Source organism: Streptomyces sp. C10-9-1 (genome assembly GCF_024497955.1).
GTDB lineage: Bacteria > Actinomycetota > Actinomycetes > Streptomycetales > Streptomycetaceae > Streptomyces > Streptomyces sanyensis.
In genome coordinates this window covers 177041-191250 of sequence record NZ_JANHKP010000002.1, presented here as the reverse complement: position 1 = coordinate 191250, position 14210 = coordinate 177041, and the positions used below count along the sequence as shown (strand labels likewise).

Genomic DNA, 14210 nt, shown 5'->3' with positions numbered 1-14210 from the left:
CGGTGTGCGACGACGACGGCTGCGGGCCGGTGGGCCCGGCCGCAGCCATCGTCGTCGTCACGCACGCCGTGGGTCTGCTCAATTGTGTGCGGGCCCTTCCGGGCCACGCGCCGGATCACTCGAAGGAGTACTCCAGGCGGTAGGAGGCGTTTCCGCCCTCCTCGTGGGTGGCGGTGAACCCGCCGGAGCCCGTCAGGCCGGCCAGCTCACCGGTGCCGGACCCCTTCACCACGTGCCAGGTGACGGTGGCGGTCTCACCGGTCAGCTCCCCGGTGTGCTGGAGGACGAAGCTTCCGCTGCGCCCCCCGATGCGGCCGGTGACCTGCTCCATTCCGACGAAGGTGTTGGTGTCGTCGGCGCGGTAGAACATCACGTACTCCTGGACGGCCTCGCCCTCGATGTCGCCCTCGTAGCGGTAGGCGATGGCGGAACGGGTCAGCTTCACCCCGTCGGCCTTGGCGAAGTCCTCCTCGTCCCAGCTGGAGAGGACGCGTGTTCCGGTGGCGCTGGTGCTCATGTTCCTGGCCCTTTCGCGGACGGGTCCTGACGTCGCCTCGACGGCCGGTGGCCGGGCCGGGTGCCGGGGCCCCCGGGGTACCGGGCCGAGACCCGGACGCCGCGCCGAGGCCGGACCCAGCATGCCGGTTCTAGGAGTCCTGGGTGAACCATTCGCGCATTCCCCCCTCGATTCCGGCCACCTGGCGCCAGATGACCCCGTCCTTGAGCACATAGGCGCCGAAGCCGATCTCCCGTTCGCCCCGGACGCTCATCTCCGCGCGCATGAAGATGGTGTCGTCGGTGTGGGTGTACTCCAGCAGCCGCTCGTAGCGGGCCTGGATGTGCATGTAGCGGCCGAAGGTCTCCTTGATCTCGGCGCTGCCCCGGAGTATCCCCTGGAAGCGGATGACCTCGGCCTCGGGGTGGTACGTCTCCATCAGCCCGTCGATGTCGGCGCGCTGCAGGCAGTCGATCTGCCTGACGAAGATCGGGTGGCAGCGCGACAGGTCCAGTTCTGACATGGTGTTCCTCTCCTGGCAGTGGGTGCCTCGTGCGGTCGTGCGGTGCGGCGCTAGGGACGGGCCGCGGTGAGTACCGGGCGGATCAGCGCCGTCAGTGCCGCGGGATCCTCCCGGAGGTAGAAGTGGCCGCCGGGCAGCACCCGCAGCCGGAACGGCCCCCGGGTGGTGTCCCGCCAGGCCGCCATCTCGTCCGGTGCCACCTGGGGGTCCCGGTCCCCGGCGAAGGCCGAGACCGGGCAGTCCAGCACCCCCCGGGCCCGGGGCACATAGGTCTCGTTCAGCTCGAAGTCCGCCCGCAGCCCGGGCAGGAAGGCGCGCAGCAGCCCGGGCTGGGCGATCACGTCGGCCGGGGTGCCGCCCATCTCCGCGACCACCCGCAGGAACTCGCCCTCGTCGAGCCGGTGCACCGGGGCCTGCCGGGACGGCAGATGGGGAGCGCGGCGGGCGGAGACCAGCAGATGCTCCGGCCGGGGGCCGCCGCGCAGCGCCAGCTCCCGGGCCGTCTCGTAGGCGACGACCGCGCCGAGGCTGTGGCCGAAGAAGGCGAACGGGCGGTCCAGCAGCGGCGTCAGGCCCGCGCACAGCGGCCCGAGCAGCTCGTCCATCCGCCGGACGGGGGGTTCGCGGAGCCTGGCCTCACGGCCGGGCAGCAGCACCGGCCGGACGTCCACCCCGGTGCCGAAGGCAGCGCGCCACTCGCGGAAGGCGGACGACCCGCCCCCGGCGTGGGCGAAGCAGAACAGCCGGAGGGCGGCATCGGGCGCCGCCTGCGGTCCCGGCGTCCAGGGGCTGTGCACGGTCCGTTCACCTCCGGGGGCCGGCGGGCCGTTCGTGAGGTCCGGTGCGTGCCCGGAGGCGGCCCCGCTCACCGCGGGTCCCGGCTGAACAGCAGGCTGCCGGCGATGCCCCCGAACCCGAAGGAGTTGGACAGCGCGCAGGGAAGGTCGGCGCTCTCGGCGACGGGGCCGGACAGCCGCAGCCCGGTGGCGACCGGCCGGGTCAGCCCCGGGTTCGGGTGCACGAAGCCCTCGCGCATCTGCACCACCGTGGCGACCGCCTCCACCACCCCGGCGGCGTGCAGGCAGTGGCCGGTGAGGGACTTGGTGGCGTTGACCCAGGGCGTGTCCGCACCCTCCCCGAACACCCGGCGCAGCGCCGCCGCCTCGGTGCTGTCCCCGAGCGGGGTGCCGGTGGCGTGCGCGCTGACATAGCGGACCTCCGCGGGCTTGCGTCCGGCGGTGCGCAGCGCCTCCGTCATGACCGCGGCCGCGATCCGCTCCTCCGGGCGCGCGAGCGCGGTGGCGCCCAGCCGCAGCCCGTACCCCTCGATGGCGGCCAGGGGCGGTACCCGGCGCCGGGCCGCGGACCGAGGGCTCTCCAGCACCAGGGCGGCACAGCCCTCTCCGGGCAGGAACCCCCGTGCGCGCCGGTCGAGGGGCGGCCCGGGGGGCCCGGCTCCGGGGGCCGCCCCGGTCGCCATGGCCCCGAGGTTGACCAGCGCCTGCCGCTCCAGGGGCGGGAGCGGACTGAGCGCTCCGACGACCAGGCAGGCATCCGCCTCTCCCATCGCCAGCATCCGTACGGCGGAGACCAGCCCCACCGTGCCGCTCGCGGAGGCGCCGCCCACCGTGCAGCCCGGGCCGGTGGTCCCCAGGACCTCGCTGAGCGTGCCCAGGTGGTCGGTGTCGAGCAGACGCAGGGCGGCGCTGGCGGGGACGTGCCCGCGTCCGGACGCCGTCCTGGGCCGGACCTGCTCGGCGTAGCCGCCGGTCAGGTTGTGCCCGGCGACGACCAGCGCCATCCGGTCCTCCGGCACCGGGGTGTGGTGCAGACCGGCGCCGCACCAGGCCTCCAGCGCGGTCAGCAGCGCCGCGCGGACCTCCCGCGGCGCGCGGACGGCGGCCCGGCGGGCGCGGCGGCGGAGCTCCGCGGGGAGTTCCGCGGGCAGCCGGTCCGCGTCCTCGGCCGAGTCCGGGAGCCGGGCCAGACCGGCCGGATCACCGGGCCCGGCGCCCTCGGTGAGGACGATGCCGCACCGGCCCTCCCGCAGGGCGGCCGCGAACCGCGCCGTCCCGGTGGCCACCGCGGTGCGCACGCCGGTGCCGGTGACCAGGGCGCGGCGGGCGGGCCATCGGGTCACCGGTGCCTGCTCAGGGTGGCGACCAGCGCACCGATCGTCGGCAGGCCCTGGAACTCCGCCACCGGGACGGACAGGTCCAGATCCTCCAGGACCAGGGTCACGACGTCGGCCCGGTCCACGCTGTTGCAGCCGAGGTCCACCATCGACGCTTCGGGAGTGATCTCGTCGGCCGGGACCTCCGGCACCACCTCCAGGATGCTGCGGCGGACGGCTTCGAAGACCTCCGCCTCGGGGCCGGACGGACGGAGGGCGGTGGGCTCGGCGGTGGGCTCGGTCGTGTGCTCGCTCATGGTGCGGTCCCTCAACTCCAGGCGTAGGTACGGTGGTAGTCGGTCACCCCGGTGTGCACCAGCAGGTCCCCGGCGCGCTCCCCGGAGTCGAGGTAGTCCTCCCAGAGTTCCCGGCTCACCTCGCGGTTCCGTTCCGGCACCAGGCAGGAACGGGTCACCTTCAGCAGGCGGGTGTACTCGGCGAAGTCGATGATCCGGCGCGCGGCCAGCCGTTCCGCTATCCGCATCCGGCCCACCGCCCGGGCCGACTCGCCGGTGACCACCCCGCTGAAGAACTCGGAGGCGCAACCGGAGCCGTAGGAGAACAGGCCCACCCGTTCCGGGCGGACGCAGGGCACGGCGTCCAGCGAGGAGGCCAGCGCCAGGTACACCGATCCGGAGCAGAGGTTGCCGACCTGCCGCGGATAGGCCAGCGAGGGCGCCACCCGGCGGTCGAAGTCCGCCCCCGCGTCCCCGGGGCTCAGGGACGTCCACTCCCGCGTCATCTTCCGGTGCGCGGAGCGGACCAGTCCGGCGAACGGGGTGTGCAGCGCCAGCCGGTCGAAGGTGGCGCCGAAGTCGGCGCCCTCCACCCGGTCCGCGTAGTCGGCGAAACTGCGGTCAAGGCAGTCCAGATAGGCGAAGAGGGAGCGGTCCGCGTCCGCGACGTCCTGGTCCGGAGCCGGGCGGGCCGAATCCAGGGTCTCGTAGCTGTGCAGACCGAACGCCCCGGGGTCGAGGGCGAGCACCTGCGGTTCGTCACCGACGAGCAGGGCCACCGCACCGTGCCCGGTGGCCGGTTCCGCGTACTGGGCGTAGGCGTCCACCACGGCCACGTCGGTGGCGATCACCAGGGCCTTGGCGCCGGGCGACAGGCCGGAGGCGACATAGCCGGCGGCGAGCTGAAGTGCTCCGGTCGCCGCGTAGCAGGCCTGCTTGGCCTCCATGACGCGGCAGGTGGCCGGCAGCCCCAGGTAGTGGTGCACATAGGAGGCGACGGACTTGCTGTAGTCCACACCCGACTCGGTGGAGGTCACCAGGAGTTCCACCCGGGCCCGCTCCCGCGGCGCGAGCGCGTCCAGCAGCGGCTTGGCGGCGTTGACGGCGTTGGTCACCGGGTCCTCGCAGGGCAGCCCCACCGAGCGGCGGTCGAGCATGAGGTTGTCCTGCCGGGCCGGGTCCAGGCCGCGTCCGGCCAGCAGGTCGGCCACCTCGACGGCCGCCAGCCCCGCGTAGACGTTCAGCGCCTCGATGCCGACGGCGGGCGCGGCGCCCGTCATGCCGTCCGCCGCGACCGGTCCAGGCAGTCGGCGAGGAAGCCGACCAGCGCGCCGATGTCGGGGATGTCGCTGAACCGCCCCATGGGGACGTCGAGACCGAGCCGTGCGGTGACCCCGGCGATGATCTCCACCCGGTCCACCGAGTCGGCTCCCAGGTCCTTCAGGTGCCGGGTGTGGACCACCTCCTGCGGGGGCAGCGCCGGCAGGATCGCGGCGATGACCTCGCGCAGCGCCCGGTCGGCCTCCGTCCTCGCGGCGTGCTCCGGCGGCGTCGCCGGGGGCGTGCGTTCCGCTGCGGTCATCGCTCCTCCTGTGGGTTCGTGGGCACCAGCTGGGTGCAGACGGCGATCAGTTCCCGGGAGCCGGCGTCCCGCACCACCGCGTCCCAGACCTCCGTCGGGGGACCGGACACCGCGGCCCGCACCCGGACCGCGGTCTCCAGGCGGGTGCCGGGGTCGGCGTTGCCGAGGTAGCAGATCTGCTGGTCGGTCACCGCTCGGGCGAGGAAGTCCGGCTCCGCCCGGCCGAGGGCCCGCCAGCCGGCCAGGAGGGCCCGGTCGACGATGGTGAAGTAGGCCGCGAAGTAGACCAGTCCGACGCCGTTGAGGTCGCTGACGGGATCGACGGTGTGCGTGGCGGTCAGGTCCTCGGCCACCACCCGGCAGGGGCGGGCGGGGTCGTCCACGAAGGTCAGCAGCGAGCGCGCCCGGCCGTAGGCGAGACGCGGCGAGTGGCGTTCGGGCAGCCGGGGCAGGTGGCCGTGGCGGAATCCCGGCGGCGAGGCCCTGTGCAGCCCGCGGTTGCTGCCGGCCCGCCCGCGCGAGACCCAGCGGTTGAAGGTCTCGGCGTGGAGGCAGCCGGGGGGCGGCGGCGCGTAGAAGTCGTCCGGCTCCAGGAACGGCGGCAGGGCGGGCGCCCGGGACTCGTCGGAGATCCGGTGCACGGTGTGCACGGACTCGCTGCCGAAGCCGAACACCCGCGAGAGGATGTCCAGCCGGTCGCCGAAGCCCGGGCTGCGCAGGTGGTAGCCGAGGCTGCCGCGCACCCGGTAGTAGAAGAAGGACAGGTAGGCGGGGTCCCCGGACTCGTTGCGGGCGCGCAGCACGTCCAGCTCGCACACGTCCGCGACGGTCTCCCAGGTCCAGTCGCCGATGCGGCCCAGCAGCAGGGCCGAGGGCCCGCACATGCCCGGGGTCACCGCGCGCCGGCGGCGCACCGTGGCGGCGTCCACCCGCTCCCGGTCCGGCCCGGGCGGCAGCGCGCCACCGGCCGCCGGGACCGGAGCCGGTGCCGGCGTCATGACGCGGCGCCCTTCGCTCCGGCGGTGCGACGGGCGGCAGCCCGCGCGGCGTCCCGTGCGGCGTCCTGTGCGGCGTCCTGTGCGGCGTCCTGTGCGGCCGTGAACTCGGTCAGGATCCGGCCGAAGCGCTCGGCCCGGGTGAGGCTGGGGAAGTGCCCGGCGTCCGGGAACTCGTGGAAGCGGACGTCCGGCAGCAGGCCGTGGAGGAGATGCGCCGTCTTCAGCGGCACCACCGTGTCGTGCCGGCCGTGCACGATCAGCGTCGGGGTGCGCAGGCCCTCCAGGCGGGGCAGCAGGTCGGGCGCGGCCTCGAACTCGTCGAGGTAGCGCAGCCCGGTCTTCGGGTCCAGGCTCTCGCAGCGCAGCAGCAGTTCCTCCAGCCGCTCGCGCTCCGCCGCGGTCTCCTCCGTCCCCGGCTGGTCCAGCAGCCGGTCGAAGTCCTCCCGGGCGACCAGGGACAGGCGGTTCATCTCCCCGCGCCGGTTCCCCACCTTGTAGGAACCGCCGATGAGCGTGAGCGAGGCGGTCTCCTCCGGGTGCCGCAGCGCGAAGGACATCGCCGGCAGTGCGCCGAAGGACGCGCCCGCCAGATGCACCGGGCCCTCCACGCCGAGCCCCGCCAGGGCGTGGCGCAGCTGGTCGGCGAGCCCCTCGACGGAGAGATCGGACGCCGCGGTGGTCTCCCCCACCCCGGGGTGGTGCACGCAGATCACCCGGTGGCGGTCGGCGAGTCCGGCGAACTGCGGCGCGAAGAACCCCGCCCCGACGTTGAAGAGATGGAGCAGCACCAGGGGCGTCCCGGACCCCGCGGTGAACGCCTCCACCTGGCCGCCCGGGGCGGGCAGGAGGTGCCGCTCCACCGCGGGCTGGTGGGTGCGCAGCACGGCGTGGTTCTCGCTCCGGGGCTGGTGCCCCTCCTCCATCGCGGTCCGCACGTCGTCGGGCAGCCGGCCCGCCGGGTAGTAGACGCCGTCCGGCGCGTGGGCGGGGGCGTCCCCGGGTGCGGCGGAGGGCTCGACGGGCACCAGGTCCGGGACGGGCTGCGGGGCGGCCCCCAGCCGGGCGATGCGGCGGCCCGCCTCCCGCGCCGCGGCGGCCGGGAGCCCCGCCGGGACCGCGAGCCGCAGCGGGACACCGCCTCCGGAGCCGCCGGCCAGGTGCGGGGCCGCCCGGACGCCCGTGGTGCGGTACAGCCAGGCGAGCCAGCTGGGCCCCGGGTGGCGCAGCGGCCCCGTGGTGGCCATGCGGGCGACGTCCAGCAGCACCGCGTGGGCGCCGGGATGCTCCGGCACGGGCAGTCCGGCGTCCCGTAGCTCCCGCCACAGGGCCCGTACGGCGTCCCGGCGTGCCGTCACCCGCTCGGCGGTCCCGGAACGGTCGGCGATCGCCTCGGCGATCAGACGGCGCTGGGCCGCACCGGCCTCCGAGCCGCGGAGCCGGATGTCCTCGCGGACGGCGGCGAACAGGTCCGGGTCACTGGTGGCGACCAGTCCGCCGCAGTCGATCCCGAAGTCCTTGGAGAGGCTGAGGGTGACGGCGTGGGCCAGGCCCAGGAACTCCTCCGCGATGTCCCACAGCGGGCGGCCGCGCTGCCCGGGCTCGTGGTCGCCGACGGCCGCGGCGTTCTCCGGCAGCCGGGTGGCGTCCAGGACCAGCGGAACGCCGTGCGCGTCCGCCGTCTCCCGCACCCGGCGCAGTCCCGCCAGCGACAGCGGCGCCCCGCCCGCCGCGTTGGGGCTGGCCTCCACGCAGAGGAACGACACCTCCCCGGCGTGCGCGGCCAGTTCGCGGTCGAGTGCCTCGGTGTCCAGGTCCGCGTGGAACGGTGAACCGGGTTCCGCGGGCGGCGCGGTGGGCACGGTCAGCGGGGTGTACCCGTGCTCCAGCAGGTTCAGCCCCCAGGTGGGGAAGAGGTCGTTCCGGGCCACCAGGCCGCGCGGGCCGGGCCAGGCGCGGCACAGCAGCGCCTCCGCCGAGCGCCCCTGGCCGGTGGCCACCGCGTGGGCGAACGGCGGGTAGGCCAGCTCTCCGGGGGCCGGGGCGACGCGGGTGGCGGCGCGGCGCCGGAGCGCGGCCACGGCCTCGGCCACCACGGGGGTGTCGAGCTCCGCCCAGGAGTCGGTGACCAGGTCGAACTCGGCCTCGTGGGAGGGGATGCGCAAGGGGTTGTACCCGGCGGCGGCCAGCCGTCGCTCCCGGGCGGCCACGGCGCGCTCGTCCTCTCCCGGCTCCCCCGGCTCGGCGAACTCGGCGGGCTCCCCCGGCTCGGCGGGCTCGGCGGGCTCGGCGGGCTCCCCCGGCTCGGCGAACTCGGCGGGCTCGGCGAGCGGAACCGTGCCGGTCGCCGGCGCCGGGCCGGTCCGCCGGGCCTCGTCCGGATCCGCCACATCGGGGTCGGCGATCATCAGGATGATCTCGGAGACGTCCGTGGGGTCCGCGTCGGCGGGCCGGCACAGGTACAGCGGCAGGTTCACGGGCCGGAACTTGTTCTTGAAGCGGAAGTTGCCCTCGCCCGTGAAGACGCCCCGCGAGCGCAGGTCGGCCAGGGCCTGCTCGGCCACCGGATCCGCGTTGGCCGAGGAGTCGAGCCGCACACCGAAGCTGGCCCCGAAGCTGAACAGCGTCCATCCCTCGTCGGCCAGCAACCGGATGACGTGGACGAGGGTGAACTCCAGCCCGCCCGGGGGCATCGACTCGGCGTAGAACTCCAGGTCGAGCAGATGGCCCGGCTCCGAGGGGATCCGGGTGATGATCACGGCGCTGTACAGGGTGCCCTCGGCCCAGGTGAGGAAGAGGCGGTGGCGCTCGCCCAGTTCGCCGCGCCGCAGCTCGTCGCGCACCGTGGTGACGTAGGGGTTGACGGCGTTCCCGGCGGCCTCCTTGCGGGCGCGCCACTGGTCGACCAGGGTCACGATCTCGGCGTCGGTGTCGGGGTCGGCGCCCATCGTGTACTCCTCGGTGCGGGTGCCCGGCCGGCGCCCGAACCTGCCCACCAGGTGACGCAGCCGCTGCATCCGGCCGCCCTCCAGGGAGAACTCCCGGATGTCCTCCAGCCGCTGCACCACACCGAACGGCGTGGCCGTGCAGGCGATCCCCTCCGCCTCCTCCAGCCGCACCATGGAGAGCTGGTTGGGCTTCAGCCCGTGCGCGCGGGCGTGCTCGAACCACTCCCGGGTCAGTTCGGGCAGGGCGTCCGAGGAGCCCACGTAGCTCCAGGCGAGCAGGGAGCCGTTCCGCTGGGAGAAGTGGAAGTAGGCCCTGCGGCGGGAGCCGAGGAAGACGAAGGGGGCGATGTCCCGTCCGGGCAGCCCGCCTTCCTTGGCGTGCCGCCGGTCGAGCTCCGCGACGAGCGCGGCGTCCTGTGCCCGGGCGGGCAGGTCCCGCTTGGCGACGACCAGGGGCCCGGGCCCGCCCGGGTCGCCCGCACCGGGGCCGTCACCGGGGGAGGCGGGGGTGACGGAGCCACGGGCCGGCGACGTCCGGCGGCGCCCCGGAACCCGCCCGCCCAGATGCCGGGCGAGGTCCGCGACGGTGGGGTGGTCGAACAGCAGGGTCTTGCGCTGGGCGCCGAAGTCCCGTTCCAGTGCGCTGACGGCACGGAGCATGTCGAAGGAGGTGAAGCCCTGCTCGGAGAAGGTGCGTCCGGCGTCCACGGGGCGGCCGGCCACCTCCGTCAGCAGCCGCAGCACCTCCTCCCGGCCGGTGCCCGCACCACCGGGCTCCACGGGTGCGGGTGGCGCGGGCGGGGGCGCCGGAGCGGTGGCCGCGGGCAAAGGCGGAGTCGGAGCGCCCAGGGCGTCGCGGACATGCGTGGCCAGCCGGGCCGCCGTGTCCTGCTCGTAGAGCTCCACGGCCTTGAGGTCGAGGCCGTAGGTCCTGTTGAGGGCCTGGGCCACGTCCATCCGGAAGACCGAGTCGAGGCCGAGGTCGGCGAAGGGCCGGTCGTGCGGTATCTCGCCCGCCGGGATGCCGAGAACGGCGGACAGCACTTCCAGGACCGTGCGGGTGATCCCGGCGTCGCCGGCCGGGCCCGGGCCGGGCCCGAACGCGGCGACCGCTTCGGGCGCGCGCTCGGGCTCGGGCGGCCGGGCGGCGGGAGCCGGCACGGCACCGTCCGGCTCCGGTGTCGCCGGCAGCGGTGCCAGTCTGACCCTGCGGCCCCGAGGGCCTGGGCGGGACGGGGTTGCGGGGCGCATGTCTGTCTCGGCCTCCTGGCGGAACGGCGGCGTCGGCGCCGGTGCGGGGGACGGGGACGGGGGAAGGACGGCCGGTGCGGGGCCGGTGCCCGGCGCTTCCGCCGGCTCCGGGAGCCAGTGGCGGGTCCGGGCCAGCGGGAAGACCGGCAGCGGGGTCCTGGGCGGCAGCGCCCCGTCCCACAGCCTGGGCCAGTCCACCGCCCGGCCCGCCACCCACTCCGCGGCCAGGCTCCGGGGATCCCCGTACCCCTCGGCGGGGGGCGCGCCGGCCGTGGCACGGGCCCGGCACACGCCCTCCGGCGTGTGTCCGGCCGCCACGTCGGCGAGGGTCCGGGCCAGGGTCCCGGTGTCGTCGGCGACCACCGCGAGGCGCTCGGGCCACGGGTCACGGCCCGTTTGCAGCGTCCGCGCCACCGCGTCGAGGTCGGGCCGGTGCGCGGTGAGCCACCGGGCCAGGCGTCCGGCGTACGCGGTGAGCTGCCCGGCCGTGGGTGCCGAGAGCACGATGGGCCGGGGTGCGTGCGGCGGCCGGGAACGCGGTGCCGCCGGGACGGACTCCAGCACCACATGGGCGTTGGTGCCGCCGAAGCCGAAGGAGCTGACCCCGGCCCGGTGCACCGGCTCCCCGTCCGGCCCCGGCACGGGGGCCCACGGCTCGGGCTCGGTGACGACCCGCAGCGGGGTGCCGCCGAAGCGGATGGCCGGGTTGAGCCGGTCCAGGTGCAGGGTGGGGGCGAGCCGCCCGTGCTCCATGGAGAGCAGCACCTTGAGCACCCCGGCGATGCCCGCCGCCGCCTCCAGATGGCCGATGTTGGTCTTCACCGAGCCCAGGGCCAGTCGGCCGCCGCCGTCGGGCATCTCACGGCCCCGGGCGGCGTACAGGGTACGCAGCGCCCGGCGGATGCCCTCGGTCTCGACGGGATCGCCGAGGCCGGTGCCGGTGCCGTGCGTCTCCAGGTAGGTGAGGGTGTCGGGATCGGTCCCGGCGGCGAGATGGGCACGGACCAGCACGTCGGCCTGGGCTTCGGGCCGGGGCGCGGTGAGGGACCCCGCCCGGCCGCCGTGGCCCACGGCCGTGCCGCTGATCACGCCGTAGACGTGGTCGCCGTCGGCGAGCGCGCGGTCCAGCGGCTTGAGCAGGACGACACCGCAGCCCTCGCCCCTGACATAGCCGTCCGCCGACGCGTCGAAGGTCTTGCACCGTCCGTCCGCGCTGAGCATCCCGGACTGCTGGAAGGCGCTGAACAGCGCAGGGCTCAGGAGCACGTTGACGCCGCCGGCCAGGGCCATCCCGCACTCACCGGAAGCCAGGGCCCGGGCGGCGTGGTGCAGTGCCACCAGGGAGCTGGAGCAGGCGGTGTCCACGGACTCGCTGGGGCCGCGCAGGTCGAGGAGGTAGGAGACGCGGTTGGCGAGCACGGCGTGCGCCACCCCGGTGGCGGAGTGCGCGGCCACCGGTACGCCACCGCGGGCGATCAGATCGGCGTAGTCGGAGGTCGAGACACCGGCGAACAGGCCGGTGTCGGTGCCGGCCAGCTCGGAGGGCCGGTACCCGGCGTCGGCGATCGCCTGCCAGGCCGTCTCCAGGAACAGCCGCTGCTGGGGGTCCATCAGCTCGGCCTCGCGGGGGGCGATGCCGAAGAACGCGGCATCGAAGCGGTCCACCCCGTCGACGAAGCCCGCCCGCCACGGCGTGCCCCCGGGCCGGGCGAGCCCGGGACGGCTGCCGGGCGCCTCGGTCACCAGGTGGCGCCCGGCGTCCAGGTGCCGCCAGAACTCCCGGACGTCGGCGGACCCCGGCAGCACTCCCGCGATGCCGATGACGGCGATCCGGTCCGGTGCGGTGCGCGGGCCGCCCGCGCCCTCTCCTGAGCCGCCGTGCGGAGCGGCGGCGGTGCCACGGACGGCCCCGCCGTCCTCCGCGGGGGCGGCCGTGTCCTCCGCCTCCGGCTCGGCCGCGCTCGGGCTCCCGGCAGCGGGGGCCAGCGCGTCGGCGTGGTGGTCCGCCAGATAGCGGGCGAAGGAGGCGAGGTCGGCGCACTCCAGCAGCACGGTCGGCAGCAGGTCGAGGCCATGGGTCTCGTTGACCTGGTTGATCAGCTCGGTGAGGGTGATGGAGTCGAAGCCGAGGTCCAGCAGGGGATGGTCGAGGTCCACCTCCCCGGGCTCCACCATCAGGAAGCCCGCGGCCATGGAACGCAGTTCGCGTTCGGCCTCCGCCACCGGCCTCCACGGCGTCGGGGCCTCCTCGGCGCCCGTCGCCCGTGGCGACGGGCCGGGGGCCGCGGGCACGGGGGCCGCGGGCACGGGGGCGACGGGTGCGGGGGGCACGGGGGCGGCCTCCTGCGGAGCCGGCGCCGTGACGGCGAGGCAGGCGTCCTCGCCGGCCAGCGCGGCGTCGAAGCACCACAGCCCGTCGGCGGTGGCCAGCGGCACCATCCCCCAGCGGCGTTCGAGCAGGGTGCGGGTGGCGTCGTCCACCGTCATGCCGCCCTCCTCCCACAGCGGCCAGCCCAGGGAGACGGTCCGGCCCGGCCGCAGGCCCGCCGCGCGAAGCCGCTCCCGGCGCTCGGCGAACTCGTCGAGGAAGGCGTTGGCGTAGCCGTAGTCGACCTGGCCCGGGTTTCCGCCGTGCGCGACGACGGACGAGAAGAGCGCGAAGAAGTCGAGCGGCTGCTCCCGCGTCGCCTCGTCCAGCGCGACCGTGCCCAGCACCTTGGGGGCGAGCACCGCGGACCAGTCCTCGGGGGACTTGTCCACCAGCCGGGCGTCCCGGGTGACCCCGGCCGCGTGGACGACCCCGCGCAGCGGCCCGTCGGTGGCGGCGACACGGTCGACCAGCGCGCGCAGGGTCTCCGGCCGGGTCACGTCGGCCTGCTCGTACCGGACGGTGCTGCCCGGTGCCGCCAGCGCGGCGAACCGCTCCCGGGCGGCTCGGCCGGGCTCCGAGCGCCCGGCCAGGATCACCGTGACCGGGGCTCGGGCCGCCAGGTGGGCGGCGAAGTGGCGGGCCAGGGCGCCGGTTCCGCCGGTGATGAGATAGACGGCTCCCGCGCTCACCGTGGGGCCGCCGGCGGCAGGGGACTCGACGGGGAGAAGCCCCCGCGTCTGTCGCCGCCCGCCCCGGCGCCGCACCTGTGCCGCCTCGCCGGGGCGGCACCGTCCCAGCTCGGCCAGCAGCCAGCCGGCCAGGCGGTCCGGGTCCTGGAAGGCGTCCGCGCCCTCGACGGCCAGCCGTGCGGCGCCGAACCGGCCGTGCTCCAGCGCCAGTCCGCGCAGGGCCGCGGCCATGGCGGCGTCATAGGGCCGGGAGCCCGGCGTCGGGGCCCGGTACCCGTAGACGGCCCGCAGGTCCCGGGGCCCGCCCGCGGTGGCGAGCAGGGCCGTGAGCACCTGGAGGAACGGCTCCGGGCCCTGGCGCAGCAGCCCGGGCAGCGCGGTGGTGGACAGCTCGTCCGGGCCGTCCGGCGGGCAGCAGACCACCGCGTCCGGCACCAGGCCGGCGCGGTCCAGCTCCCGCACCAGCCGGCGGGCGTCCTCGGGGTCGCCGGTGCGCAGGACGTGGCGGTGTCCGGCACCGGACGCCGGTTCCGCGGTGCCGGGCGGCACCGGGAGCACGGGGACCGCCCGGTGTCCTTCGGCCTCGCAGCGCGCGGTCAGCGCCGCCGCCAGTCCGGCGTCCGCGGTGAGGATCAGCACCGTCCCGGTGCCCTCGCCGTTCCCCGCCGGGTGCGTGCCCGCGCCCTCCGCCGCGTCGTCTTCGCCGGCGGGCTCCCAGACCGGCCGCAGCAGCCGGCAGCGTTCCGGCCGGGGCCCTCCCGCGTCGGTCACGGTGCGGGACGCGGCGGCGGTGCCCGGTCCGGCGTCCCCGGCGGCGTCCCGGGTGTGGGACGCGGCGGCGGTGCCCGGTCCCGCGTCCCCGGCGGCGACCCGGGTGCGGGACGCGGCGGCGGTGCCCGGTCCCGCGTCCCCGGCGGCGTCCCGGGTGTGGGCTCGGGCCAGTGGC

Annotated in this window: 9 protein-coding genes (1 of these 9 cut by a window edge); all 9 read right to left on the bottom strand. The window is 76.0% G+C overall.

What is annotated here, in order from left to right:
- Positions 1 to 115: 115 nt before the first annotated feature.
- Positions 116 to 517 carry a DUF3224 domain-containing protein gene (locus tag NPS70_RS03330; RefSeq protein ID WP_256522404.1) on the bottom strand — a complete coding sequence of 134 codons (402 nt, stop codon included), beginning with the start codon at positions 515 to 517 and terminating at the stop codon, positions 116 to 118.
- Between the two features lie 130 nt (positions 518 to 647).
- The gene (locus NPS70_RS03325) at positions 648 to 1019 is read right to left on the bottom strand and encodes a nuclear transport factor 2 family protein (protein ID WP_256522403.1); all 372 of its coding nucleotides are present in this window, start codon (positions 1017 to 1019) and stop codon (positions 648 to 650) included.
- A 50-nt stretch (positions 1020 to 1069) separates the two neighbouring features.
- Positions 1070 to 1816 (bottom strand): alpha/beta fold hydrolase, encoded by a 747-nt coding sequence (locus tag NPS70_RS03320; RefSeq protein ID WP_256522402.1) that lies wholly within the window; start codon positions 1814 to 1816, stop codon positions 1070 to 1072.
- A 68-nt stretch (positions 1817 to 1884) separates the two neighbouring features.
- A complete protein-coding gene (locus NPS70_RS03315) occupies positions 1885 to 3159 on the bottom strand; it encodes a beta-ketoacyl synthase N-terminal-like domain-containing protein (RefSeq protein ID WP_256522401.1) in 1275 nt (424 codons plus the stop codon).
- Positions 3156 to 3449 (bottom strand): phosphopantetheine-binding protein, encoded by a 294-nt coding sequence (locus NPS70_RS03310; RefSeq protein ID WP_256522400.1) that lies wholly within the window; start codon positions 3447 to 3449, stop codon positions 3156 to 3158. The genes NPS70_RS03315 and NPS70_RS03310 overlap by 4 nt, the downstream gene beginning before the upstream one ends.
- Before the next feature lie 11 nt (positions 3450 to 3460).
- Positions 3461 to 4708: a hydroxymethylglutaryl-CoA synthase family protein gene (locus NPS70_RS03305; RefSeq protein WP_256522399.1), complete on the bottom strand. Its 1248-nt coding sequence runs from the start codon at positions 4706 to 4708 to the stop codon at positions 3461 to 3463.
- Positions 4705 to 5010 carry an acyl carrier protein gene (locus NPS70_RS03300; RefSeq protein WP_256522398.1) on the bottom strand — a complete coding sequence of 102 codons (306 nt, stop codon included), beginning with the start codon at positions 5008 to 5010 and terminating at the stop codon, positions 4705 to 4707. The genes NPS70_RS03305 and NPS70_RS03300 overlap by 4 nt, the downstream gene beginning before the upstream one ends.
- Complete coding sequence (locus tag NPS70_RS03295) at positions 5007 to 6008, bottom strand: LnmK family bifunctional acyltransferase/decarboxylase (RefSeq protein ID WP_256522397.1); 1002 nt, start codon at positions 6006 to 6008, stop codon at positions 5007 to 5009. The genes NPS70_RS03300 and NPS70_RS03295 overlap by 4 nt, the downstream gene beginning before the upstream one ends.
- Positions 6005 to 14210 carry the final stretch of an SDR family NAD(P)-dependent oxidoreductase gene (locus NPS70_RS03290; protein ID WP_305885390.1) on the bottom strand. It continues 11825 nt past the right edge of the window, so the window shows 8206 of its 20031 coding nt (coding positions 11826–20031); its start codon lies beyond the right edge, outside the window; it ends in the stop codon at positions 6005 to 6007. The genes NPS70_RS03295 and NPS70_RS03290 overlap by 4 nt, the downstream gene beginning before the upstream one ends.

What these genes read in the sequence shown, in the direction of transcription:
- NPS70_RS03330 (WP_256522404.1), bottom strand. Translation starts at nt 517, where the DNA reads ATGAGCACCAGCGCCACCGGAACACGCGTCCTCTCCAGCTGGGACGAG.
- NPS70_RS03325 (WP_256522403.1), bottom strand. Translation starts at nt 1,019, where the DNA reads ATGTCAGAACTGGACCTGTCGCGCTGCCACCCGATCTTCGTCAGGCAG.
- NPS70_RS03310 (WP_256522400.1), bottom strand. Translation starts at nt 3,449, where the DNA reads ATGAGCGAGCACACGACCGAGCCCACCGCCGAGCCCACCGCCCTCCGT.
- NPS70_RS03305 (WP_256522399.1), bottom strand. Translation starts at nt 4,708, where the DNA reads ATGACGGGCGCCGCGCCCGCCGTCGGCATCGAGGCGCTGAACGTCTAC.
- NPS70_RS03300 (WP_256522398.1), bottom strand. Translation starts at nt 5,010, where the DNA reads ATGACCGCAGCGGAACGCACGCCCCCGGCGACGCCGCCGGAGCACGCC.
- NPS70_RS03295 (WP_256522397.1), bottom strand. Translation starts at nt 6,008, where the DNA reads ATGACGCCGGCACCGGCTCCGGTCCCGGCGGCCGGTGGCGCGCTGCCG.